This is a genomic window from Helicobacter saguini (genome assembly GCF_000762875.2).
Lineage (GTDB): Bacteria > Campylobacterota > Campylobacteria > Campylobacterales > Helicobacteraceae > Helicobacter_A > Helicobacter_A saguini.
The window spans coordinates 65,978-90,659 of sequence record NZ_JRMP02000005.1; the positions used below are offsets into that span (position 1 = coordinate 65,978).

General features: G+C 36.6%; 18 protein-coding genes and 3 pseudogenes. 13 read left to right on the top strand and 8 right to left on the bottom strand.

Going from position 1 to position 24,682, the window contains the following annotated elements:
* Positions 1–81: 81 nt before the first annotated feature.
* Positions 82–1,029: an ABC transporter substrate-binding protein gene (locus LS64_RS04240; RefSeq protein ID WP_118949348.1), complete on the bottom strand. Its 948-nt coding sequence runs from the start codon at positions 1,027–1,029 to the stop codon at positions 82–84.
* Between the two features lie 222 nt (positions 1,030–1,251).
* On the opposite strand from LS64_RS04240, the gene glyQ reads away from it, so the two are divergent.
* Positions 1,252–2,169, top strand: coding sequence for a glycine--tRNA ligase subunit alpha (gene glyQ, locus LS64_RS04245; RefSeq protein WP_034573276.1), 918 nt, complete (start codon positions 1,252–1,254; stop codon positions 2,167–2,169).
* Positions 2,170–2,246: 77 nt separating this feature from the next.
* Here the strand turns inward: glyQ and sucC are convergent, their stop codons facing one another.
* Positions 2,247–3,425 carry an ADP-forming succinate--CoA ligase subunit beta gene (sucC, locus tag LS64_RS04250; RefSeq protein ID WP_034573278.1) on the bottom strand — a complete coding sequence of 393 codons (1,179 nt, stop codon included), beginning with the start codon at positions 3,423–3,425 and terminating at the stop codon, positions 2,247–2,249.
* 106 nt (positions 3,426–3,531) lie between these two features.
* Between sucC and LS64_RS04255 the strand changes: the two genes are divergently transcribed.
* Positions 3,532–6,546: a PEP-utilizing enzyme gene (locus LS64_RS04255; protein ID WP_034573280.1), complete on the top strand. Its 3,015-nt coding sequence runs from the start codon at positions 3,532–3,534 to the stop codon at positions 6,544–6,546.
* Between the two features lie 24 nt (positions 6,547–6,570).
* Here LS64_RS04255 and gmhA read toward each other — a convergent pair whose 3' ends face one another.
* The 4 genes from gmhA to dnaG form a co-directional block, all read right to left on the bottom strand.
* The gene (gmhA, locus tag LS64_RS04260; RefSeq protein WP_118949349.1) at positions 6,571–7,152 is read right to left on the bottom strand and encodes a D-sedoheptulose 7-phosphate isomerase; all 582 of its coding nucleotides are present in this window, start codon (positions 7,150–7,152) and stop codon (positions 6,571–6,573) included.
* Between the two features lie 162 nt (positions 7,153–7,314).
* Positions 7,315–8,556 carry a dual-specificity RNA methyltransferase RlmN gene (rlmN, locus tag LS64_RS04265; protein ID WP_237416351.1) on the bottom strand — a complete coding sequence of 414 codons (1,242 nt, stop codon included), beginning with the start codon at positions 8,554–8,556 and terminating at the stop codon, positions 7,315–7,317.
* Between the two features lie 17 nt (positions 8,557–8,573).
* Positions 8,574–8,951 (bottom strand): DUF1304 domain-containing protein, encoded by a 378-nt coding sequence (locus tag LS64_RS04270; protein WP_034571908.1) that lies wholly within the window; start codon positions 8,949–8,951, stop codon positions 8,574–8,576.
* Positions 8,952–9,031: 80 nt separating this feature from the next.
* Positions 9,032–10,693, bottom strand: coding sequence for a DNA primase (gene dnaG / locus LS64_RS04275; RefSeq protein WP_034571907.1), 1,662 nt, complete (start codon positions 10,691–10,693; stop codon positions 9,032–9,034).
* Positions 10,694–10,825: 132 nt separating this feature from the next.
* On the opposite strand from dnaG, the gene LS64_RS04280 reads away from it, so the two are divergent.
* From LS64_RS04280 to LS64_RS04310, 8 genes and pseudogenes are all read left to right on the top strand, one after another.
* Positions 10,826–11,065: a hypothetical protein gene (locus LS64_RS04280; protein ID WP_034571904.1), complete on the top strand. Its 240-nt coding sequence runs from the start codon at positions 10,826–10,828 to the stop codon at positions 11,063–11,065.
* Positions 11,066–11,097: 32 nt separating this feature from the next.
* Positions 11,098–11,553: pseudogene (locus LS64_RS04285) on the top strand (class I SAM-dependent methyltransferase); the annotation flags it as partial.
* Between the two features lie 134 nt (positions 11,554–11,687).
* Positions 11,688–12,065, top strand: a pseudogene (locus tag LS64_RS04290) (class I SAM-dependent methyltransferase); the annotation flags it as partial.
* A 224-nt stretch (positions 12,066–12,289) separates the two neighbouring features.
* Positions 12,290–13,081 carry a class I SAM-dependent methyltransferase gene (locus LS64_RS04295; protein WP_034571902.1) on the top strand — a complete coding sequence of 264 codons (792 nt, stop codon included), beginning with the start codon at positions 12,290–12,292 and terminating at the stop codon, positions 13,079–13,081.
* A gap of 626 nt (positions 13,082–13,707) precedes the next feature.
* Positions 13,708–13,812: pseudogene (locus LS64_RS13925) on the top strand (hypothetical protein); the annotation flags it as partial.
* 234 nt (positions 13,813–14,046) lie between these two features.
* The gene (locus tag LS64_RS13930; protein ID WP_419880001.1) at positions 14,047–15,231 is read left to right on the top strand and encodes a peptidase dimerization domain-containing protein; all 1,185 of its coding nucleotides are present in this window, start codon (positions 14,047–14,049) and stop codon (positions 15,229–15,231) included.
* A 329-nt stretch (positions 15,232–15,560) separates the two neighbouring features.
* Positions 15,561–16,259, top strand: coding sequence for a tetratricopeptide repeat protein (locus LS64_RS04305; RefSeq protein ID WP_052062484.1), 699 nt, complete (start codon positions 15,561–15,563; stop codon positions 16,257–16,259).
* A gap of 26 nt (positions 16,260–16,285) precedes the next feature.
* Positions 16,286–18,760: a 6-hydroxymethylpterin diphosphokinase MptE-like protein gene (locus LS64_RS04310; protein ID WP_052062483.1), complete on the top strand. Its 2,475-nt coding sequence runs from the start codon at positions 16,286–16,288 to the stop codon at positions 18,758–18,760.
* Between the two features lie 42 nt (positions 18,761–18,802).
* Here the strand turns inward: LS64_RS04310 and LS64_RS04315 are convergent, their stop codons facing one another.
* Positions 18,803–19,714 (bottom strand): SAM-dependent methyltransferase, encoded by a 912-nt coding sequence (locus tag LS64_RS04315; protein WP_034571900.1) that lies wholly within the window; start codon positions 19,712–19,714, stop codon positions 18,803–18,805.
* A 74-nt stretch (positions 19,715–19,788) separates the two neighbouring features.
* Between LS64_RS04315 and LS64_RS04320 the strand changes: the two genes are divergently transcribed.
* The gene (locus tag LS64_RS04320) at positions 19,789–20,781 is read left to right on the top strand and encodes a hypothetical protein (RefSeq protein ID WP_034571898.1); all 993 of its coding nucleotides are present in this window, start codon (positions 19,789–19,791) and stop codon (positions 20,779–20,781) included.
* A gap of 76 nt (positions 20,782–20,857) precedes the next feature.
* Positions 20,858–21,529, top strand: a complete 672-nt coding sequence (gene aat / locus LS64_RS04325) for a leucyl/phenylalanyl-tRNA--protein transferase (RefSeq protein ID WP_034571896.1) — start codon at positions 20,858–20,860, stop codon at positions 21,527–21,529.
* Positions 21,530–21,612: 83 nt separating this feature from the next.
* Here aat and LS64_RS04330 read toward each other — a convergent pair whose 3' ends face one another.
* Complete coding sequence (locus LS64_RS04330) at positions 21,613–22,299, bottom strand: OmpA family protein (protein WP_034571894.1); 687 nt, start codon at positions 22,297–22,299, stop codon at positions 21,613–21,615.
* 124 nt (positions 22,300–22,423) lie between these two features.
* Here LS64_RS04330 and rpoD point away from each other — a divergent pair, with 124 nt between their 5' ends.
* Positions 22,424–24,676, top strand: a complete 2,253-nt coding sequence (gene rpoD, locus LS64_RS04335) for an RNA polymerase sigma factor RpoD (RefSeq protein ID WP_202391517.1) — start codon at positions 22,424–22,426, stop codon at positions 24,674–24,676.
* The last annotated feature ends 6 nt before the right edge of the window (positions 24,677–24,682 follow it).

The window sequence follows — 24,682 nt, forward strand, 5'->3', positions numbered from 1 at the left end:
GTTTTTGTGAATTAAAACAATAAATAATCTTAGTATTAAAACAAAACATATAAATTTAACATAAAAAAAACAAAGTCCAAATTACCCCTTATACACACTATCTAAAAAGCTAGAATCTATAAAATTATCTACGTTAAAATTGCCTAGATTCAAATCTTTTGCATTTTTGGCAATTAAGGCTACCTCATCTTGTTGTAATTTTAAATGTTTATAAATTACTCTATCTTTTTGCTTTAATAAAGCATCGATAATTTCAGGCTTTTGCCCTAAAAATTGCTTAGAAATTTCGCTTGCTTTGCTAGGATTATTTGTAATAAAATTTGCTGCATTTACAAAGCTTGAGACAAGATTAGTCGCTAGATTCTTATCGCTATAAAGATTCTCACTAGCACAAAATAGGCAGCAAATATGATTTGCCCGAATATCTTTGCTAAGGATTAAAACCCTGCCAACGCCGATAGTTTGTGCCTGAATAGCAAAAGGCTCGGCGACTATAAAAGCATCAATACCCCCTGTGGCAAGCTGGGCTACCATCTCAGTTGGCGACATATCAATTAGCTTTACGTCTTTTAAATCAATATTATTTTTCGCTAAAAGCTCACATAAAAGTATGTAATGTATCGAAAATCTCGATGGAATAGCAATCTTTGACCCCTTAAGCTTAGATACATTATCAATATTTCCCTTGCTTGAAACAACTAAGGCACTGCCGTTTCTATGTGCTGCCATTAAGGCTTTAATTTTCACGCCTTGTGCATGGATTTTTAACGCCAAAGGAGCAAGCAAAAACGCCCCATCAATCGCCCCAGAGCTAAACGCCTGTGCTATATCAGCCCAAGATGCGAATTTTAAATGTGTAAATTTTTGCTTAGAATCTGGCAGGGCATTTGCGATAATTACTAAGTGGTCAGTGATAGGCAAGTAGCCGATTTTTACATCATTTGCGCCTTGTAAATTGTTTAATAAACCAAATAATCCTAAGGTTAAAATTGAGCCTTGTTTTAAAAATATTCGTCTATTAGATTCCATAAATATCCTTTAATATAAAAATTTTATACATTACATTATACATAAATAAAATTAATATTTTTACTAATATTTGTTATTTTGAAGTAATGTATAGTTATGAAATTTGGAAGTTTTATTGATTATTCTTAAAATGCAGTATTTTAATATAAAATTAAAATATTATTGATAGAATCTGCTTTATAGAATCTACTTTCAAAAAACCTTTATAAAAGGACAAAAACCATGCTAACTTTCTCACAAATCATACTAAATTTGCAGAGCTTTTGGGCTAATGCAAAATTCAAAGATAGCCTAGGAAATGACAGCGGATGCGTGATTTTGCAGCCTTATGATATTCCTGCTGGCGCTGGGACTTTCCACCCTGCCACATTGCTAAGAAGCCTAGATAAAACGCCCTGGGCAGTAGCTTATGTAGCGCCATCAAGACGCCCCACAGATGGCAGATATGGCGAAAATCCAAATAGGCTAGGCAGCTACTATCAGTTTCAGGTGCTTGTAAAGCCTTCGCCTAGCAACATTCAGGACTTATATTTGCAGAGTTTGGAGGCACTTGGCTTAGATTTAAGCAAGCATGATGTGCGATTTGTCGAGGATAACTGGGAGTCGCCAACCCTTGGTGCGTGGGGGCTAGGCTGGGAAGTGTGGCTGGATGGTATGGAGGTGACGCAATTTACTTACTTTCAGCAAGTGGGCGGCATTCCCTGCGAGAGCGTTAGCGTGGAGATTACCTATGGCATTGAGCGCCTGGCGATGTATATTCAGGGCGTGGAGAACATTTTTGAGATTAAATGGAATGATTGTATGACTTATGCGGATGTGCATTTGCAGGGCGAATACGAGTTTTCAAAATACAATTTTGAGGTCGCGGTTACAAAGTTTCTTTTTGATAGTTTTTATAATATGCAGCTTGAGGCGTCTCGGTGCGTGGATGCGGGGCTGCCCTTGCCTGCGTATGATTACACAATGCTAAGCAGCCATTTTTTTAATGTTTTGGACGCACGTCGTGCTATATCAGTGGCTCAAAGGCAGGATTTTATACTAAAAATTCGCGAACTAGCAAAAGCGTGCGCCGTGCTTTACAAAGAGCAAGAGGGAGAACGCACAAATCGTTTAAATTTTACTAAGGGCTTAGAATCTTAACAGATTCTAATCTTAGAATTATAAGTATTTATACAAATGATTCATAATATTTACTTACCAAAATAAATATTTAGATTCTATGCGGTTTTAGACTCTTTTGCGGCGGCTACCGCCTTTTTAGCGCCATCTCGTAGGTCTGTGGCAGGTATTAGATTTGGAATATTTGCATTTTTTAGAATCTCGCGCGCTTTAGCAGCATTTGTCCCATCAAGTCGCACGATTACAGGGACATTTACCTTTGTGATTTTAGTCGCTTCAATTATGCCCTCCGCGACCCTATCGCACTGCACGATGCCACCAAAAATATTCACAAAAATCGCCCTTACATTGCTATCACGCAAGATTATCTCAAAGCCTTTTGCCACGCTTTTAGCATTCGCCCCGCCCCCTACATCAAGGAAGTTTGCTGGCTCACCACCCTCATATTTGATAATATCCATAGTCGCCATCGCAAGCCCCGCGCCATTTACCATACAGCCGACATTTCCCTCTAGCTTAATGTAGTTTAGGCTGCTTTGGCTCGCCTCAATCTCGCTAGGCTCTTCAGCCGTAAAATCACGCATAATGCCGATGTCAGGATGGCGAAAAAGCGCGTTATTATCAAAGGCAAGCTTGGCATCAAGCGCGACAAACTCGCCCTCTGCGCTCAAAATCATAGGGTTAATCTCCACTTGCTCGGCATCCTCGTTGATAAAGACATTATAAAGCGCGTTTGCAAAGGCGTGAAAGCCCTTTTGCTGCGTTTTATCAAGCCCTAAGCCAAGTGCTAGCTCAAGCGAGTGAAACGGACAAAAGCCAATTGTCGGGTCAATGGGGACTTTGATAATCTTTTCTGGGCTTTTTGTGGCGATTTCTTCGATTTCCATCCCACCCTCGCTACTTGCGATAAATATGGGCATCTCAAGCGTTCTATCAAGCACCAAAGCGATGTAGTATTCCTTTTTGATGTTTAGCCCTTGCTCGACATAGACTTGCATTACTTTTTTGCCTTTTGGTCCTGTTTGCTTCGTTACGATTGTCATTCCTAGAATGGAATCTGTGTATTGCAACACCTCGTCCATATTTTTGGCGATTTTTACGCCGCCGCCCTTGCCGCGACCGCCTGCTAAGACTTGCGCCTTTATCGCCCATACATTGCCACCGACTTCATTTGCAATCGCTCTTGCTTCATAGCCATTGTGCGCTATTCGCCCACGCGGGACATTTACGCCATATTTTTTTAGAATCTGCTTACCTTGATACTCGTGGATGTTCATGTTTTGCTCCTTTTTGTGCTTGTAAAATAGTAATGATTCTATGTTAATGTTATTAAATCTGCATGTAATTTTTATATAATATTGCTTTTTTATAAAAGGACTTGAAATGAAGTTGGAATCTAAGGCGCTGAATTTGCTTAATTTATCAAGGTTGGGGTTAAAGAGTGCGAAGATTGCGCCACTTTTTATTACAAATTTTAAGGAATTTATGGAATCTAAAGAACGCGTTTTAGATTCTATTGCAAAGCTAAAGGCTAAGAAATTAATAATTCGCTCAAGTTCAAGCAGTGAAGATTCGGCTGAAAAGTCAAATGCGGGGGCTTTTCTTAGTATTGCAAATGTGGATTCTAGTGATTCTAAAGCGATTTGTGAAGCGATTAAAAAAGTCGCAGATTCTATGCCTAGCAAGACAGATTCTATCCTTATACAAGAAATGCTTGAAAATATCACAATGTGTGGCGTTGCCTTTAGCGTGGATAAGGATAATCTCTCGCCTTACTTTTGCGTGCAGTATGATAAAAGCGGCTCTCATGACAGCGTTACAAGCGGGAGTTCAAATGATATTATTAGTTATTTTGAGTATAGGAATGTGGGGGAATTGCCGCATTTAGATTCTAAAAAAACAAATGTAGATTGCCACGAATTTGCTAATGTAAATTTTCGCAATGACATAGCCTGCCGCCCCACTAATATAGAATCTAATTTAAAAGATTCTAAAAAAGATTCTAAAAACCTATCGCCCACCCACCGCCCTATTATTAATAATATAGAATCTAAAAACCAAACGCCTGTCCGCCACCCTTTTAGTAGTATAGATTTTATAGAATCTAGCGATATAGCCGAGATGAAGCAAGTTATAAATTTAATTAAAGAGTTAGAATCTATTTATAAAAATCATTTTTTGGATATTGAATTTGCGTTTGTGGAGACTAAAGATTCTAATTTTATAGAATCTAAAAGCCAAGATTCTAAAAAAGATTCTAAAAAATCACAGAATCTAAATTGCAAAGATTCTAAAGATTCTAAGAAAAAACAGAATCTAGATTCTAAAACCCAAATGTCCGCCCACCACCCTATTATTAACAATGTAGATTCTAAAAACCAAACGCTTACCCACCACCCTTTTAGTAGTGTAGATTCTAAAAAATCCGCCCAACGCACTATTAATATAGAATCTAAAAGCCAAGATTCTATCCTAAACGCCGCCAACCACCCTATTATTAATAATATAGAATCTAAAAAATCCACTAAGCACATTATCAATATAGATTCTAAAGAAAACATAGAATCTAAAAGCCTATCGCCCACCCACCACCCTATTATTAAAAACACCGCCCACGCTACCAAAACCCTTTACCTTTTACAAGTGCGCTCTATTGTGACTAAGAATAAACAAAATCTATTTGACAAACTCCCAGCCGATGCACTTTTTCGCCTTTATAAACGTTTTAATTCCCTGCAAACAAAGCGTCCGCATATTCTAGGCGATAGGGCAATCTTTGGCGTGATGCCTGATTGGAATCCAGCCGAGATTATAGGGCTGCGACCAAAGCGACTTGCATTTAGCCTTTATAAAGAAATAATCACTGATAGTATTTGGGCGTATCAGCGTGATAATTACGGCTATAAAGATTTGCGTAGCCATCCGCTTATGCACTCCTTTTTAGGCATTCCCTACATTGATGTGCGGCTAAGTTTCAACTCTTTTATCCCAAAAAAGCTAGATTCTAAAATCGCCGAAAAACTTGTCAATTACTACATTAATACCCTTGCTAAAAACCCTAATTTGCACGATAAAGTCGAGTTTGAGATTGTCTTTTCATGCTATGATTTAAACGCGGCTGCTAAGCTAAAACGTTTGCAAAATCACGGCTTTAATGATAATGAGATTAAGCGGCTTGAGTTTAGTCTTTTGGAGCTTACAAATAGCATTTTAAATGAGCAAAATGGGCTTTATAAACGCGATATGGAACGTGTCGCAAGGCTAGATTCTAAGTTTGCTAGTTTGAAAGATTCTAACTTGTCGCCTTATGATAAAATTTACTGGTTGCTTGAAGAGTGCAAAAGATATGGCACACTGCCCTTTGCTGGTGTGGCAAGGGCTGGATTTGTGGCTATGCAGCTTTTAAATTCGCTTGTTGAAATCGGCTTTCTTAGTGTGGATGAAAAAAACGCATTTTTAAACTCTTTGCATACTATTTCTAAAAATCTTTCACTTAAAATTTCTCACTTAGATTCTAAAAATAAGGCGGCTTTTTTAAGGGAGTTTGGGCATTTACGCGCTGGGACTTATAATATTTTAAGCCCTAGATATGATGAAGCTTTTGAGTCTTATTTTGAGATAGATTCTAATGTAATAAAAGGGTCGATAGATTCTATAGAATCTAAACCTACTAAAAATTTACAGAATCTAGATTCTAAAAAACCTTTCAAACTAGATTCTAAACGTCTTAAAAAACTAGATAATTTACTGCGTGAAAACGGCTTACTTATTACAGCTGATGGGCTTTTTTCTTTTTTTAAAAAGGCGATTGAAGGGCGTGAGTATGCAAAATTTAAATTTAGCAAACTTTTAAGTTATGCCATTGTCGTTATAGGGCAGCTTGGAGCACATTACGATATTTCTAAAGAAGATATGGCACACCTTGATATTCAAGATATTAGAATCTTGTATGCGAATCTTTTTTCGCAAAGCCCAAAAGTGCGTTTTTTAGAGCAAATAGCGGCAAATAAACAAGAATATGAGCTAACAAACGCGGTAAAACTCCCTGAACTTTTGTGTGAAAAAAGCCAGATTTTCCACTTTTTTGCCACTAGAAATATGGCAAATTTTATCACGCAAAAAAGTATCACGGCAAAAGTCGCCTTAGAATCTAGCAAAGATTTAAGCGGAAAAATCGTGTTAATAAAATCCGCTGACCCAGGCTATGACTACATTTTCACTAAAAATATCGCCGGTTTCATCACTTGCTATGGCGGGGCAAACTCTCACATGGCAATACGTGCAAGTGAATTAGCCCTGCCCGCTGTAATCGGCGTGGGCGAAGAAGCTTTCAATCTTTATACCAAAGCCAAAAAACTCCAAATCAACGCACAAGAAAAACAAATCCTTGCGTTATAAGAAAATTTTAAGGCAACAAACAATTTAATCTTTATTCTCCGCAAACGCCTTTTCGACTAATTCGCAAATAATATGAATACACAAAATGTGAATTTCTTGAATGCGCGGCGTATCATCACTTGGCGCGATAATGTTGTAATCGCACACGCTTTTCATCTTGCCACCATCGCGTCCGCTAAGCGAAATCGTAATGCAACCAAGCTTATTTGCGCACTCTAGGGCGTTTATGATATTCTTAGAATTGCCGCTTGTTGAGATTCCAAACAAAATATCGCCACTATCTAGCAGCGCCTCCGCTTGCCTACTAAACACCACATCATAGCCATAATCATTGCCGATAGCCGTAAGCGCGCTCGTATCAGTGGTAAGCGAAATCGCTTTCAAGCCCTTGCGTTCGCGTTTGTAGCGACCTGTAAGCTCGGCTGCAAAATGCTGACTATCCGCCGCACTCCCGCCATTCCCACAAATTAGGATTTTTTTGCCCTCTTTTAGCGTTTTTATGATAGTTTTTGCGACATCATTGATAATCGGGGCTAGCGTATCTAACGCTATTTGCGTAGCTTTTATGTTGTTTTCAATTTCTTTTTTGATTAGTGCAATGCTCATTTTTTCTCCTTTTTGTGCGTTGATTCTACTAAATTTGCGTTTATTTCGCATTTATTTTGCGTGAAATATGTGTGAAATAATAGCAAAATTTTCGTTAGATTCTCAATATTGCGTAAAAATAATAGTTAAAAAGGTGTAATAACAAAAAATATAATATTACAACTATTTATTTTTCAGTGTCTTTTCACGCAATTGTCCGCACGCCGCACTTATATCTAGCCCTTTGCTCTCCCTAATCGTAGCAGTGATTCCACGTTCGCAAAGAAAACTTGCAAAAGCTTCCAAACTTTTAGAATCTGGCCTTTCAAATTCGCTATTTTCATGCGGATTAAAAGGTATCAAATTCACCTTTGCCTTAAAGCCATTTAGCAGTTTCACCAACGCTTTCGCCGAGTCCAAATCATCATTTTTACCTTTCAAAACAAGATATTCAAACAAGATTCTATTGCGACTTTTAAGCGGAAATTTTTTCAGCGACTCTAGCACTTTAGCGATGTTATAGACGCGATTCATCGGGATTAGCTCACTTCGCAGATTATCATTTACAGCGTGAAGTGAGAGTGCGATTTGCACGCCTAGCTCCATAGCTCCTAGCTTTTCAATCTGCGGGGCGATGCCGCTTGTAGAAATAGTCTGCCTACGTGGCGCGATATTTAGCCCATCCTTGCAACTTAGAATCTTTATTGCATTTGCCACATTTTTTAGGTTTAAAAGCGGTTCGCCCATGCCCATAAATACGAGATTTACGCTTTTATTTGCATCTAAATTATTATCTTTTTTTAGCAGCAGGACTTGCTGGACTATTTCGCCACTACTTAGATTTCGCACAAAGCCGCCCTTTGCTGTGGAGCAAAACGCACAGCCCACGCTGCAGCCCACTTGAGAGCTAAGGCAAAATGTGTATTTTTCGCCCTTAATAATCTTTCCCGCTTTATCGCGCGTCTTATCTTTCATTTTCAAAAACACAGATTCAAAGGTAAGGTTATCGCTCGTTTGAAATAGATATTTTTTCGTGCCATCGCTGCTAATCTCCACTTTTATGGGCGTGATGGTCAATAACGTAGGGCGGTGGGTGGGCGATAGGTTATTAGATTCTAAAGAATTATTGAATCTAGATTCTATAATTTTATCGTTTCTATTATTATTAAATTTAGAATCTATATTTTTATCTTTTTTATCTATTCCCACCCGACCACCCTTTAAGGTGAAATTAGATTCTAAAAAAGCAATTAAATCCTTTGGCAAATTTTTCATTTCACTTAAATTTGTAGCATATTTCACATATAGCCAGTGGAAAATTTGCTTTGCCCTAAAGGGCGGAAATTGCGGCATTAAAACAGATTCTAACTCATCCAACTTAAGCGAATATACAGAATCTAAATTTTTAAAATCTTTATCATCCATAAAATTCACAATATATCCTATAAAAATTTATCAGCTAGTAAGCAAATAAGTGCCAAAATTGCCAAGCCACCCTGCTTTAACAATATCATTTTATCACTTGTAATAGCCCCAACTAATGCCACGATAATAATAAAAATTAACGCACCAAACGTGATTTCAAAGCTATTATCACTCATATAGATTCCATACAAAAGCCACACGCCAAGCAAACCATTATACACGCCTTGATTTTTAAACAAAATATTTAGATTTTTTTCACTCAATTTTTCTTGCGGTATCTTAAAAACGCGACTAGTCGCATGTGAGCTAGTAGCAAAAGTCTCCAAATACAAAATATAAAAAAACTCCAGCACGCAAAGTGTGCCAAAAATATTAGCCAAAAGCCCAAAACTCATACCCATCCTTTAAAAACAAAATAAAATTCTATCATAGAATCTAGATTATTTTATTTAATCAAACAAAATCAACAAAGCATTCACACACTCAAAATCTCCCCGTTTTGTAGGCGTAAGATATTATGTTTCATCTGCGTGATTAAAGCTAGTTTAGCTTCCGCATTAAGATTAGAATCTTGCGTTATATCACGCAGTGCATTTTGTGCGTATTGCAGGATAAAAAGTCGCACCTGCTCTCTAAAATCTTCATTATTTAATAAATGCGCATTGCTTTTAAATCGCAGGGCATAAATCTTAGAATCTTCGCTCTTTCCTTGCGTTATAAGGCTAAATTCATCAGCGTAAAGCCGAAAATATTTCTCACTCAAATAATCTAGGGCAAAGAAAAAATGCTCCTTATTTTCTAGCATATTTATTAGTATCGTTTCTTCGGCAAAATTGTTAGAATCTTGCCTTAAAGAATGCGAAAACTGCGTCCTAGCCGCGACTTTCACACCACCAGAAACTTTAATATGTTTAGAATCTATATCAAGTAATTGCGCTAAACGCCTTTTATACGCATCCTGCACGATAGGAGTTAGCGTGTGATAAAACTCCAAAACCGCGTTCAGTGCGGCTTCTTTTTGCATAGGATTGCTAATGTTAAAGTTTGAAATTATTTGCTCTAGGACAAATTCTACAAAACTTTTTGCGTTATTTAAAGCGATTTTAAACTCCGCTATTTTACCCAAAGCTACCATATCAGCAGGGTCTTTAGCATCATTCAACAATACCACGCCCCCATCAAAACTAGCTTGTGACAACATTTTAGCCGCACGCAAAGCCGCAGCAATCCCAGCATTATCCCCATCAAAGCACATTAAAACGCGTGGCTTTTCACGACTTAGCATATTTAAATGCCCTTGTGTAAAGCCCGTGCCAAGTGTTGCCACAGCGTTATAGAATCCTGCCTGATGTAGCATTATAACATCCAAATATCCTTCACAAATTATTATCGTATTTTCCTTGCCTACCGCGATTTTAGCGAAATTGTAGCCATATAAAATATTTGATTTATTAAAAATCTTGCTTTGACGCGAATTAATATACTTTCCCACATTCTCCTTAGGCTCGACAATACGCCCGCCAAAGCCTACAATCACGCCATTTTTATTATAAATAGGAAACATCACTCGCTCCCTAAACCACGCATAGTTTTGGCTCTCTTTTTCGCCTAAGATTCCATATTCTATGGCTTCTTTATGTGTAAAATTATTTTTATCCAAAAAGGCAAGGGTTTCAAAACTTTTACCAGAATAGCCGATTTCAAACTTTTTTATAGAATCTAGGCTAATTTTTCTTTGTTTTAGATAGGCTAAAATCTCTTGATGTTTAAACAAATTATTATGATAAAAATTCGCAATGGCGGGCATTATCTCACTTTTAATAATAGGCGTGCTACCTGCTTCATAATTAAGCTGCACATTAAACATTTTAGCAATTTTTTCAACCGCAGGGACAAATTCCAAATGCTCATACTCCATAACAAAAGTAATGCCGCTCCCACTAGCCCCACACCCAAAGCAGTGATACATTCCCTTTGTCGCGCTAATGCTAAAGCTAGGCGTTTTCTCATCGTGGAATGGGCAAAGGGCGACATAATCGCGTCCAGCCTTTTTGACATCAATGTAGCTTGAGATAAGCTCAACTATATCGATATTACCTTTAAGTCGCTCAATGCTCTCACTTGTAATCCGCGCCATTCTTCTTTTGCCTTTTGTAGAATCTTTTTAGAATCTAGATTCTAAATAAATTTATGTAAATGAAATAATATTGAATTATTTTTATGTTTATTGTAGAATAAAGATTTTAAAATCATTAAAGAGGGTAGAAAAATGCAGGTTTTAGATAGAAATTTTCAATTAATCGGTGGGATTGGCGTATTTTGTTTTCCAGAAAATGGCGAGAATATGTTGCAAAAATGCTCAAAACATGTCCGTGCAAGTGGCATACAACCACAAACCGTGTATTTACGTAGCGAGACAGACAGCGATAAAAAATGGCTAGGTGGCAATACGGACAAATTCTACTTTGATGGTCGCGATATCATCGAAATTGATGATGATTTTTTATAGGATTTTTTAGAATCTAATTTCAAAGGAAAAATATGAAGCAAGGTGATTTTACAAAGTTAGCGAAGCATTATCATAATCGACCTGCGTATAGCGCGTTAATTATTGAGATGCTTTTGCGTTGTATAAATGATAAAGGGCTGCCGCGTGAAAAGCTACGAATAGCCGAAGTGGGCGCTGGCACGGGGAAATTTACTAAGATTTTGGCTGGGGATTTTGGGCTAAAAGTTACCGCTGTTGAGCCAAATGATGCTATGCGTGAAGAGGGCAAGAAATATACGCAAGGACTGCCAATTGAGTGGCGTGTGGGTAGTGGCGAAGCTACAGGGTTAGAATCTAGCGCGTATGACTGGCTTATTATGGCGGCTAGTTTTCACTGGACTGATTATAAAAAGTCGCTGCCGGAGTTTGCACGTGTGCTAGATTCAGGAGAGTCTTCACACGTTTGTGATAACGAGAGAGAGAGAGAGAGAGAGAGAGAGAGAACAGCGTCAATTCTCATTTAGATGCACAAAATGCGAAACATCCACAGAATCTAGATTCAAAACACTCAAAAAATTCAAATATTTCACAAAATTTATCCCCACATTCATTGCATTTGCAGAATCTAACTCGCAAAAATTCTTATTTTACCGCCATTTACAATTCGCGGCATATCGCGGAAGGCAGCCTTTTTGATGAGATTGAAAAGGAGATTAAATCTATTGCTCCGCAGATTGAACGAGTGAGTAGCGCGATACAAAATGTGAAAAAGTGGGATGAGATTCTCGTATCTACGGGCGATTTCACGGACTGCTTTTTTATGGAGTGTGATTACACTGAGGTGATGAGTAAGGATAGGTATATGGGTGCGTGGCACTCGGTAAATGACATTCAGGCGCAAGCTGGGGAGGCAAAGTGGCAGCAGATTCTAGAAATGATAGAATCTAAGATTTCGCATTTGGGCGATAATATTATTATGCCTTATAAAATCCGTGCATGGACGGCTAGGAAAAAAGTGTAGATTTTGGCTAGGAAATGTGCGGGTTTTAAAAGTTTATCCATCATAAAAGGGTGGGCTTTGGGCTAATTAGATTCTATAAAAGTTATGAAATTTGTAACTTTTAGAATCTTTATAGTTTTTAGAATCCGCACATTTTGATTTGTTTTATAGAATCTAGATTCTCATAATATAAACAAATTACTTTTCAGTTTGTTTGCCTTTTTGATAACTAAAAAGGATAAACAATGAAAAACTTAGTCGAGCAAAAATGGGACTACACAAAACACGCGAAGTTTTATGAGTATCGTCCAAATTACGCAAATGGGACGATTGATATGCTAACCGCCCTTGTAAAAGGGAGTTTGAGCCGAGATTCTAAACAAAATATAGAATCTTTAAAGGTCGCTGACATAGGCGCAGGCAGTGGAAATCTTAGCATTATGCTACTAGAGCGTGGGCTAGATGTCGTGGCTGTCGAGCCAAATGATGCGATGCGTGAAATAGGGATTGAGCGCACAAAAGGGCAAAAGATTGAATGGGTGCGTGCTACGGGGCTAGATTCTACCTTAGGAAGCGAGGAATTTGAATGGGTGACATTTGGCTCAAGCTTTGGCGTGATGGATAGAAATGAGGCGTTGCGTGAGACGCACAGGCTGCTTAAAAAGGGCGGATATTTTAGCTGCCTTTGGAATCATCGCGATTTGAATGATAAATTGCAAAACTTGGCTGAAGAGTGCATTTTTAAATTCGTGCCAAATTATACTCGTGGCGTTCGTAGGGAGGACCAACGCGAGATTTTGGAAAAAAATAAAAACTTGTTTGATTGTATCGTATATAGCGAGGAAGATTTTTATTTTCACCAGAATATTGAAAATTATATCAAGGCGTGGAAAAGCGTGAAAAATCCCTACTGGGACCTAGCCACAAGTGAGGGCGTAAAACTCTTTGATACAATCACAAATGAAATGGCAAAAGTGCTTCCTAGCGAATTTGACATAAAATACACAACCCGCACTTGGAGCGCCAGAAAAGTTTAAAAAGCTAAAAGCCTAAAAACATAAAATTAGTGATTTAAACAATCCAAATTTTAATTTATCATATTAAAAAATTTTTTTAGAATCTTGTTGCTTAAATCACTTTTATCCACAAATTTTTTTATAGAACGCAAAATGTAAAAGTGGTGGAAAAAGTAAGAATACATAGTATAATCATATATTGTTTTTGTGATTTTGCAAAGATTTTGTAAGGATGGTTTATGGATTCTAAAGATTTTGATGTGAAAAGGCTTAGTGATTGCATTTTGGAGATTTTTTATAAGCTTTGCTCGATACCGCATGGGAGTGGCGATACGGCGGCTATGAAAGAGTATTTAATCGAGTTTGCGAAATCTTGTGGTTATCATGTAAAACTCGATAATGCGAATAATATTTTGGCTAGTTTAAATGATAAAAAGTTAGGAAATATGGAATCTAAAAATTTGCTAGATTCTAAAGATTCTAATTTTAACAATGAAAAAGTTATAGAATCTAACATGCAAGATTCTAAAAATATAGAATCTAAAACTAAAGATATAGAAAAATTCCAAAATATAGAATCTAAAAGTTCTAAAAAAGATTCTAAAGTTATAGAATCTAAAAGTTTAGATTCTAAAAATTCTAATATTCCTAAGGTTTGTTTTCAAAGTCATTATGATATGGTGTGCGTGGGTGAAATTGCAAAAGGAATGTCACCGAAATTAATTAAATTTACTGAAATTATAGAATCTAATTTTAAAGATTCTAAACTTACAGAATCTAAAACTAAATATACAGAAAAACTACAAAATATAGAATCTAATACCAAAAAAAGTTCTAAAGATTCTAATATTATAAAGCAAACTTGGCTTAAGGCGCAAGATTCTAGCCTTGGGGCGGATAATGGCATAGGAATGGCGATTATGCTCTATTTTATGCAGCAAAAAATTGACGCCGAATTTCTTTTCACAAACGATGAAGAAATAGGAATGATAGGTGCGAAAAACCTTAGCCTGCCGATACATTCGCGACTTTTGATTAACCTTGATAGCGAGCGTTTGGGCGAGATTACAATCGGGTGTGCGGGCGGCTTTGATTTCACTTTTAGCGGGCGATTTCACGCGCAAAATCTGCCGCATGGCTGCCATTATTACACGCTAAAGGCGAAAAATTTTGTGGGTGGGCATAGCGGCATTGATATAAATAATAAGTCGCCGAATTTTCAAAATGCAATTATAAAATCACTAACTTTTTTAGCAAAAATTACTGAATATAGTAACTACGAAATTAAAATAATTCACATTCAAGGTGGCGAAAAACGCAACTCGATTCCTGCAAATTGCAAAATCATTTTTGCGAGTGAAAATAGCCTTGATACGCTCATAAATGCCGCACACAGCGAGTTTTTTGAGATTAGCAAAAATGAGAGTGTGAGTGGGCGTGATATTAAGCCGCTAAATGAGACTTTTATGCACAAAAAGCCTTGCGCTGTGGGCTTTGGCACGCTTTTTGACTTTATTTCTAGCATTAAAATCGGCGTGTTAGAATCAAGCGAGGGCGTGGTGCAAAGCTCGTTAAATCTATCACAGATTTGCTTTGATGATGGCGTGCTAAATCTCGCATTTATGGGACGTGCGAACACTAGGACGCTTTTAGATTCTAACTTAGAAGCCCTGAAACACGCACTTTGCAACTGCAAACTTTTGCTAGATGTTAAAACGCAAGTGGGCGAATACTACGCGCCGTGGGAAAAGGACGCGGCTTTTAGCTATGAGAAATTTTATGGCGAGGTGGGTGATTTTGCGGACAAAAATGGGCAAAATAGTCATATTGAGCGAAGCGAAATATCTAGTAAATCTAATTCGCAAAATACCAAAGATTCCGCGAATTTTAATGATAAAAACTCGCAAAATCTCGCCCTAAAACTGCTTTATAAAAATATGCAAAAATATGTGCGTGATGTCGGTTTGAGCCCCAAAATTGTGGAGCTTCACGCTGGACTTGAATGTGGCATTTTGCTTTCACAATTTGCTAAAATGAACTGCCAAAATATCACGGCTTTAAGCATAGGACCTAGCATTCACTCCCCGCACAGCACAAAAGAGCGCGTGTGGATAGAATCTTGTGGCATCACCACGCAAATCCTCCTTGATTTCCTACGCGAGTATAAATAAGATTCTATAGAATCTAAAATCCACCAAATTTATTGAATCATAAGTCTTAATTATAAAATAAGATTTCAAGGCACTGAAAACGCAAACAATCCACTTTTAGGACTTCCGTTTTATTTATAAATTTTCGCTTGACAACCAAATATGCAATAAATTTTTGCTATTTTTAGTCTGTAAGTTTTTGCAAAAATTGCTAAGTGGGTAAAACAATCTTTAAATCATATTTGTTAGTCAAACACAATAAAAATATATGTTATTTTTTGATTAAAGAAATATATCAAATGTGATATAATTCCAAGATTTTAAAAGATTCTAAGTTTTCGAGGTGTGTTTTGAAAAATTTATTTGTGTTTTTGATATTTGGATTTGCCACTCTTTTTGCCGCGGATGTCGAGGTGATACGCATAGGTCCTGATTCTACAATTTCAAATACGACTACGCAAAGCGCTAAAAAGACTTGGGATACTTTGGATGAGTTGCGTGTGGATGAGATTACAGGCGTGCATGATGATGTGCCTGAACTAAACGAGCAGCTTGAGCTAAGCAAGAGCAAGATGACGGCATTTAGCCTTGATGAGCGTTTTAAAAACCTACTAGCAAAGTGCAAGAGTGGCGATAAGGCTGCGTGTAGCGAGGCTTTGAGCCTTGCGGATAAAAACTCGACTCATTGCAATCTAAATAGCACTGAGGTGTGTCGCGCGTATGCGAATATTTACCTAGCACATAATCAACGCCAAAAAGCCCTAAATGCGCGGCAAATCGCTTGTAATGGCAATAATGCGACCGCGTGTTTTGAGGCGTGGAATCTGTATGAAAGCGGCAAAGGGATTAAGAAAAATGCCAAGCAGGGCTTTAGCCTTTTGACGCGTTCGTGCGATTTTAAGAATGCTTTGGCGTGCTATAAACTCGCTGGATACTACCGCACGGGCGTTGGCGCGACTTTGAATCTAAAAAAGGCAAAAGAGCTATATAGCAAATCCTGTGATTTGGGCAACTCGGATGCCTGCGATGCGTATAATGAGTTTGAGTAGGCATTGTAAAATCTTAAAGAAAAAAAATGAAATACACAAATGAGCAATTACAGATTAATTTTTATAAAAATATGGAGTTTTTTAGGGTTAATAATGAGAAGCTTTTTAGGGCGCTCCAAAGCCCTGCACTGCGATATAATCTGCATATTGACGTGCATGGATTTAACATTATAAATTTGCAAAATAATACTTTGTTTTATCCGCTTATTGAGTGTGAAGATTCTACACATTTTATAGAATCTAAAGGCGTAAATTCTAATAAAAATAGCGAAAATAAAAAAAAACAATACGCTATGTTAGCCGCTCATAAGGACTTGGCAAAAACGCCTAGCAAAAATGCTAAGTGGAAAATGCACTTAAGCTGCAATGCTGATTTAAGCCATAATTTTACTGATGAATCTAAGCTAAAAATTACTGCTAAATATTGTAACGATATGTATAAAAATTGTATTAAAAAAGTTATAGAATCTAGTAGTATAGATTTTAATAAATTAGAAAATTTGCAATTAGATTCTAAAAATATTATGGAATATGGTATTAAAGATTCTATAAAAGTTGATAATTCTAATATTCCTAATTTTTTAAAGCAAAAAGTTAGTATGAAAGATTCTATAAATTTAGATTCTAACACGAAATCTAACATAGAATCTAGTAACCAAAAATGTTACGATTTGAAACAAGAGTATATCAATAATATTACAGAAAGTTACGCTGATTCTAAATTTTTGCCGCTTACTTGCATTTATGGGCTTTTGGGTGGGATTTTTTTGCAGGATTTATTAGAGCAAGGCTATCATTTTCACTCGCTAATTATTTATGAGGATGATATTGATTTGTTTAGAATCTCGCTTTATTTCCTTGATTTTTCGCTACTTTTTTCGCGTTGTGGCAGTGATTTTGTCAAAAATAGCACATTAATTATGATTTCTCAAGTAAATACTGATATTATTTCAAGTCTTATTCGCAAAATACGTGTTACTTTTTCACTCACTTCAATTTCACTTAAGCAATATGAGAGTAAAAATGTAACACTTTTGCAAGAATTTATCGCTAAGGAGCGAGCGGCTATTTTGCGTGGTTGGGGGAGTTTTGAGGATGAAATGATAGGCTTTAAAAATGCTTTGGTGAATCTAAAAAATTGCCATCTTTTAGATTCTAATATCAAGCGGTGTAATGCCCCTATTTGCGTGGTTGGCAATGGTCCTAGCCTTGATTTAAACCTTGATTTTATTAAAAAAAATGCGGATAAAATGATAATTTTTAGCTGCGGGACTGCTTTGAAAGTGCTGAGACATCACGGAATTAAGCCAGATTTTCAAATTGAAATTGAGCGAATTAGCTATCTTGGAGATGTTTTGAGGCAGGAGAATTTGGACGATATTCCCCTTATTTTCGGGCAGATGACAAATTGTGATGCGGTAAATTTGAGTGTGGAATCTTTTGCGTTTATGCGTGGTGGGAGTGCGAGTGCGTATCTTGAGACTAAAAATATTAGCGAAGATAAAAAAGTGTTAAGTAAAGTAACAGATGATAATTTAAAGTGTGAAAAAATGAAACAAAATTCTATGCTAGATTCTAAGAGTGACACTCAAAATAAAATAGATTCTATAGAATCAGTTGCAAATTTAGATTCTAAAAAATACGAAGATTCTAAAATTTTAAAAGATTCTAAAGAGAGCGAAAACACAAAAATAGGACAAAAAAAGTCTCATTTTACCCTAGAATTTTCCGCACCATTTGTAGGAAATGCAGGTGTGGCACTAAGTGCGATTTTGGGTAGTGATGTGATATTGTGCGGGCTTGATTGCGGCTATATTAAGGGCTTTAGCAAGCACGCGAAACATAGCTATTATGGCGATGAAAGTGACAAGATTCCGCGTGATTGCTTTAAGGTTGCGGGTAATAAAAATTTGGAGGTTTTTAGCAATGATTTGTTTTATTTGAGTGCGAAAAATGTGGAGTTTGCGATTGCTTTTTATAAGACAAATCATGTGATAAATCTTGGTTTTGGCGCGAAATTTAAGCATACTTTAAGCTTAAATGAGAGCGATTTTAGCCTAAAAAATATTGATAAAAATGCTGGGATTGCTATGATAAAAAGCAATTTTAAAAAGGCTACTTTGGATGTGAAAAAGGGCGAAATTATGCAGATTATAAAAGATTATATTTTGAAAGTTGAAGAAATTCTAGATTCTAAAAATAATAATTTAAAAGAGCAAAAAGTTATAGAATCTAAAAGTATAAATCTAAAAGAAATTTATGATAAAATCGATAATATAGAATCTATTTTGCACTCGCTAATTAGCATAGAAAAAAACCGCAAAGGCATTATTTTGCTAGAGGGCAGCACTTTGCATTTATGCCACTCCTTGCTGATTTCATCAATTTTTGCCCCTAAAAATCTTAAAAATCAATCCTTTTACAACGAGCTAAAAAATATTTTTACCGCTACTTTTAGGGTAATTTATGATGAATTGGTTGCTGAGTTACAAATTATATAACTTTAATATTTTCATCTTTCATTATCCTTTTTATTACCCATATTAGAATCTTGCGTAAATAAAAAATTCCTTGTTTCCTTCCTTGCCTTTGAGTAGCGATTCTTCGATAAATAGGGAGTTTGCGCCCTTTTGTTTTAGTAAATCTAAAAAAGAATTTAGGGATTCTTTTATGATTTTAGAATCTTTGAGGACGCCTTTTTTATTGCGTTTTGCTTCAATTCCTACTTCAAATTGTGGCTTAAAAAGTAACAATAAGTTTTTGCTTAAAAAAGTTAGAGAATCTATAACTTTTCTTAGTGATATAAAGCTAATATCACAGCTCAAAAATGCAAATTCTTTTTTAGATTCTAATATTTTTTTAATATCGCCTGAAAGCTCGTAATTTAGGCACTTTTGCAAGGAAGTAACAAATGTTACATCCGTCATTTTACCTTTTAAAAAAGTAGCCACAAAATCCCTAATATCCATATTTTCCACACTTATCACCTTATGATTTTCCCTAAGCGTAGAATCTAGCTGATTATCCCCGACATCTTGGGCTATCACAAGGTTTGCGCCCTTGCTTAAAAGCACTTGAGTAAAGCCGCCACTGCTAGCGCCCACATCTATAACTATATTATTTTTTATATTATTAATTATAGAATTTTTTATATATTTTATTATAGATTCACTAAGTTTAGATTCTATAAAGTTAGCCTTAGAATCTAGGAAAATCTGCCCATTTAATTCATTATTTTGCAAAAACTTAGATAGCTTAAAAGCCGCGCGAGAGCAGTAAATCTTAGAATCTATAAACATATCTTTTTTAATCTCAATATTAAATGTAGAATCTGTCTCAAAAGAAGGCTTAAAAATAGGGCGATTATCCACCAAAACACAGCCATTTTTTATAAGCTCACTAGCCTTTTGACGCGAAAAATCAAAACGCAAAACAAGAAATTTATCAAGTCGCATAAAAATCCTTAGAATCTTAACAATTTTTTACTATAATTACAAAGTTTCAAATTTTATAATTTTTAGGTAATCTTATGGTGAATTTTTTAGCAAAAATAAATCGTTTTTTTAGAATCTTTCTTGCCTTGCAAGTTACATTTTTTATAACTTTTGGCGTTTTAAATGCGGGGCAAGTTGGCTTTTATGACAATGATATGAGTGGGAAAAGTCAGGCTGAAAAACAGCAAAAAATGCGTGAAAATGAGCAAGAATTTATAGATTTTTTAAGTGCAAAAGTGCGTGATAAGGGCAATTTTAAGCCACTTTGGCTAAAGACTACAAAAAATGGCGGTAGCGAAACTTGGCACTATATGTGTGTGCTAGGCGATGGCGAGAAAAGCTGTAATTATGCGATTTTAAAGCATTTCACGCTAAAGGGTGTGCTGACACTTAGCAATAATTATAAGATTGATGGGGAAAATGAGTGCGATTTTAAGGGCTCAAGGGCGGATTTTAGGGCAGATTCTAATGCTGCAATTAGCCAAACGCAGATTGCCCTTTCGGCTAAAAATGCCGAAATTGTGCGGAAAAATGTGCCAAAATGGCTGCTTGATGGCTTTGCTGGAAGTGCGAGTTTTGAGGTGGAAATCACGCCTTTAAGTGATAGCGGAGCGGATTTTAGTGCGTGGGGGCTTTATACTGGGGGTAGCGACTGCGGTGGTGACGAGATTTTGCTGCGTGTGGCGAGTATAAAATTTATTAAAAAGTTAAGTGAAAATCGTGAGAATCTAGGCTATTACAACGCGCAAAATCTAGCCCTGCAACCTGTGAGACTAATCGCAAAAGACGCGGTAAATCTTAGGGATGCTCCAAATGGCAAGATTGTGGATTCTATCCCACCTGATAGCTTTAGCAAAGTGCGCATTTTACGCATTGATAGCACTTATATAAATGAGTATTTAAGCCAGATTCTAGGGCTAGACAAGGCTTTGGCGAGTGCGAAGGGCGAAAAATTTGCTGATAGGCTAAGTGCGTTTTTTAGCAATCTAAATAGCGGTAAAAGTGCTAATTTTATGGACTCCAAATGATATAGGCACGGCAAAGGGTGCGTATTTGCACACTTCGCAATTTGAAACACTTAATTAAATTTGATAACTTTATGTAATGATACGATTGCTAGATGAAAGTTTGTATTTTCCTTCCCCTTTTAACGTTGATGGCTTTAGACCTCTTGCACTTGGTGGTGATTTGAGTGTGGAGCGGCTACTTTTGGCGTATAGTAATGGTATATTTCCCTGGCAGGATAGCCCGATTGTGTGGTATAGTCCTAACCCGCGTGCGATTTTAGAGCTAAATGATTTTCGCCTTACAAAGTCGCTTAAAAAAAGTATAAAAAATAAAAACTTTTCCCTAAAAATTGATACTAATTTTGCCCTTGTAATGCAAAATTGCAAGGAAATTAAGCGTAAAAATGAGAATAGCACGTGGATTAGCGATTATTTTATAGAATCTTATACGCGGCTGCATAAGCTAGGGTTGGGACATAGTTTTGAGATTTATCAAGGCGGTGAGCTAGTTGGCGGGCTTTATGGTGTTAGCCTTGGGGGCGTGTTTATGGGTGAGTCGATGTTTGCGAAAGTTAGCGATGCTAGCAAGGTTGCTTTTTTTTATTTGGTGGAATTTTGCAAAGCACACAACTTTGATTTTATAGACGCGCAAGTGCAAAATCCGCATTTGCAAAGCCTTGGCGTAAAAGAAATTAGCAAGATTGAATATCTAAGCCGCTTAGAATCTAGCCTAAAAAAGCCGACATTGCAGGGAAAATGGAGATTATAAAAATATTTTCATTTCGTAATTCTAGATTTTAAAGTTACAAATTTAAAAACACATAAATTCTATTTTAAATATCGTGATTTCTCTCACTCGCTGGCTTGTAAGATTTTTAGAATCTGTTCGTTTGCCTTGAATGTCGCTTGAAATTCCACTCTACGTGATAGCTCATCTGTGGCTAAGGGTTTGGCAAAACTTACGCCATTTGCGCGTAACAAAGTGATTAGCCACTCTCTTTTATCCGCGATACTTGGCAGTGAAAAGCAGTATTTTAGCACTTCAAAGGCTCTCTCTTGGCTAAGTTCGGCGTTTCCTAAGTAACGACGTTCAAGTGACTGCGAGCCTTCCCAGTCCTTTGATGTATGCCCTTCAATGCGTATTTCCTCGATAAAATCGCGGTATTTTTCCCCATTTAGAATCTTTATAAATCGCGGGAAAAAATCATCTAAAATACGCGCAAATCGCTCCTTAACTTTTTTTTGACCCACATCAAATAAAATATCTTGCTTTTGGAATCTAATCGTTGTATCTTCGTCAATAAAGGCATTCCACGCATTCAAATCCCCGCCAAATTCTTTCATCAAATCCTTATAAAGCTCTTGCTGCAGGTTTTGATAGTTTTGAGCAAGTTCGCGCATTTTGTCATTTGCGACTTCTAGCTGCTTTTTATCCTGCTCTAATGTCACCATAAAGGCAATCGCAATCAGCATAAAAATCATCATAATCCCAGACATCATATCAGATATGGTTATCCAGTGGCTGCCTTTTTCTTCCATTTTTTGTCCTTAAAAGATTAAAAATGTCAATTTTAGCAAGAAATTTATAGAATCTAATTTGTAATTAAATAAAAATTGTATTTTTTACGATATATTAAACGATTTTAATGTTAAGGGGAAAGCTATGGCGACTAAAAAAACAAATGTGAAAGATTCTAAAGAAAAAAACTTATTTGCTGAATCTAAGGGGGCAGATTCTAAGAATGCTAAAGATTCTAAAAGTATAGAATCTAAAAATGCTAAGAAAACTAGCACAAAAGTTATAGAATCTAAAACTAAAGATTCTAAAACCACTAAGGCTAAAGAGACGACAAAAGCGCGTCCTAAAAGCACAAAGCCAAAATATTCAGTAAAAGGTCCAACGAATAAAAAGCCACAAAAAGTTACAGAATCTAAAACTTCTCAAAGCACAAAAGATTCTAAGAGCGCGACTAAAAAAGAAGTCACCAAAAAAGAAGTAGCAAAAAAAGAGATTCTAAAAGAGCCAAAGAATGCTATGGAGCGCATTGAATATCTTTTTAAAACCACTAAAGATGAGTGCATAAGCTATGAGATTCTAGCCCAAGCAATTGATGAAGAGCCTACAATGGCAATGGTAAATAAGATAAAAAGCCTTTGCAAAAGCCAAAAAAAGCGGCTTATAAGTTCTAGTGAAATGGCGAAAAATCTTAATGAAAAGGATAAAAAAGAAGCCGAAATTGAAAAGCAAAAAAATATTGAGGAGTATTTGAGCGAAGATTTTGACTTTCAACGTGAAAAAGAGTTGCTAGAATGGAGCAGGAGTGATAGTCCTGTGCGAATGTATTTGCGTGAGATGGGGCAGATTCCATTGCTTAATAAAGAGGATGAGGTAATCATTAGCAAGGATATGGAACGTGGTGAAGACATTATTATCGATGCGATTTGCTCTGTGCCATATTTGATTGATTTTATTTATGATTATAAGGATGCTTTGATTAATCGCGAACGCCGTGTAAAAGAGCTTTTTAAAAGCTTTGAGGGTGATAAGGATGATGATGAAAGTGTGGATGAAATTGATATTGAGGTTGAGTTTGAAGAGGATACTGATAGCGAAGATTCTAAACCTAAGTCAAAGAAAAATACAAAAGCTGATGAAGTGCGAATTGAAAAAGTGCTAGAGAGCTTTCAAGCCCTGTATGACGCAAAAGAAGACTGGCTAAGGATGATTGAAAAAGACTTAGAGGATGAAAAAAAGGGCGTGAAACGCGATGAAAACGAAGAGCTACTACACACGTTAATGCTAGCTCATAAAAAAAATATTTTAAAGCAACGTCTGCTTTTCTTAGGACCAACGAGCAAGTTGATAAACGAGCTAACAAAAGCTATGGAAAACACACTGAATCTAAAGGGCAAAGATAGCTTTGAGCGTGAATTGAAGCGGCTTGAATATCGCTTGAATCTTTTCAATGATACGCTAATGCAAAATCATAAAGATATGCTAAAACGTATCACAAAAATGACCCGCGAAGAGATAATTGCTGAAGTGCCTGAAAATACGATGGTTAGCACCTATGTGGAGATTCAAAGGCTATTTAAAACGCGTGAAGCAAGTAAAAAAGGCTTTAATATCGAGCCTGAAAAGCTAAAAGAAATTTTAGAGCAAATAAAACGTGGAAAAACAATAAGCGATGAGGCAAAAACTAAGATGAGCCGAAGTAACTTGCGGCTTGTGGTTAGCATTGCAAAACGTTATACAAATCGCGGGCTGCCATTTTTGGACTTGATACAAGAGGGCAATATCGGGCTTATGAAAGCGGTCGATAAGTTTGAGTATCGCAAGGATTATAAGTTTTCTACCTATGCGACTTGGTGGATAAAACAGGCGATTAGTCGGGCTATCGCTGACCAGGCAAGGACTATTAGAATCCCTATTCATATGATTGATACAATCAATAAAATAAAAAACTTAATGCGAAAACACGCGCAAGAAAAAGGCGAGGAGCTAGATGTAGAATCTATTGCAAAGCAAGTAGGTTTGAGCGTGGATAAGGTCAAAAATGTGATAAAAATCACAAAAGAGCCTATAAGCCTTGAAGCGCCGATTGGCAATGATGATGATGGCAAGTTTGGCGATTTTGTGGAGGATAAAGATTCTATGAGTTCTATGGATGCGATGCTTAAAGAGGACTTGCGACATCAAATAGATGGCGTGCTAGACCAGCTAAATGAAAGGGAAAAAGCGGTAATCAAAATGCGTTTTGGCTTACTTGATGATGAAAGTGATAGAACGCTAGAAGAAATCGGCAAGGCATTAAATGTAACTAGAGAGCGAGTGCGTCAAATAGAATCTAGCGCGATAAAAAAGCTAAAACACCCACGAATCGGTCGCCAACTCCGCCAATACTTGGGCGGCTAGATTCTA

Excerpts from the sequence above, each read along its gene's own strand:
- LS64_RS04295 (WP_034571902.1), top strand. The coding sequence starts at position 12,290 with ATGAAAAACTTAGTCGAGCAAAAATGGGACTACACAAAACACGCGAAG.
- sucC (WP_034573278.1), bottom strand. The coding sequence starts at position 3,425 with ATGAACATCCACGAGTATCAAGGTAAGCAGATTCTAAAAAAATATGGC.
- LS64_RS04280 (WP_034571904.1), top strand. The coding sequence starts at position 10,826 with ATGCAGGTTTTAGATAGAAATTTTCAATTAATCGGTGGGATTGGCGTA.
- LS64_RS04255 (WP_034573280.1), top strand. The coding sequence starts at position 3,532 with ATGAAGTTGGAATCTAAGGCGCTGAATTTGCTTAATTTATCAAGGTTG.
- LS64_RS13930 (WP_419880001.1), top strand. The coding sequence starts at position 14,047 with ATGATAGGTGCGAAAAACCTTAGCCTGCCGATACATTCGCGACTTTTG.
- glyQ (WP_034573276.1), top strand. The coding sequence starts at position 1,252 with ATGCTAACTTTCTCACAAATCATACTAAATTTGCAGAGCTTTTGGGCT.
- LS64_RS04310 (WP_052062483.1), top strand. The coding sequence starts at position 16,286 with ATGAAATACACAAATGAGCAATTACAGATTAATTTTTATAAAAATATG.
- rpoD (WP_202391517.1), top strand. The coding sequence starts at position 22,424 with ATGGCGACTAAAAAAACAAATGTGAAAGATTCTAAAGAAAAAAACTTA.
- dnaG (WP_034571907.1), bottom strand. The coding sequence starts at position 10,693 with ATGGCGCGGATTACAAGTGAGAGCATTGAGCGACTTAAAGGTAATATC.
- LS64_RS04320 (WP_034571898.1), top strand. The coding sequence starts at position 19,789 with ATGGTGAATTTTTTAGCAAAAATAAATCGTTTTTTTAGAATCTTTCTT.
- aat (WP_034571896.1), top strand. The coding sequence starts at position 20,858 with ATGATACGATTGCTAGATGAAAGTTTGTATTTTCCTTCCCCTTTTAAC.
- gmhA (WP_118949349.1), bottom strand. The coding sequence starts at position 7,152 with ATGAGCATTGCACTAATCAAAAAAGAAATTGAAAACAACATAAAAGCT.
- LS64_RS04240 (WP_118949348.1), bottom strand. The coding sequence starts at position 1,029 with ATGGAATCTAATAGACGAATATTTTTAAAACAAGGCTCAATTTTAACC.
- LS64_RS04315 (WP_034571900.1), bottom strand. The coding sequence starts at position 19,714 with ATGCGACTTGATAAATTTCTTGTTTTGCGTTTTGATTTTTCGCGTCAA.
- LS64_RS04270 (WP_034571908.1), bottom strand. The coding sequence starts at position 8,951 with ATGAGTTTTGGGCTTTTGGCTAATATTTTTGGCACACTTTGCGTGCTG.
- rlmN (WP_237416351.1), bottom strand. The coding sequence starts at position 8,556 with ATGGATGATAAAGATTTTAAAAATTTAGATTCTGTATATTCGCTTAAG.
- LS64_RS04330 (WP_034571894.1), bottom strand. The coding sequence starts at position 22,299 with ATGGAAGAAAAAGGCAGCCACTGGATAACCATATCTGATATGATGTCT.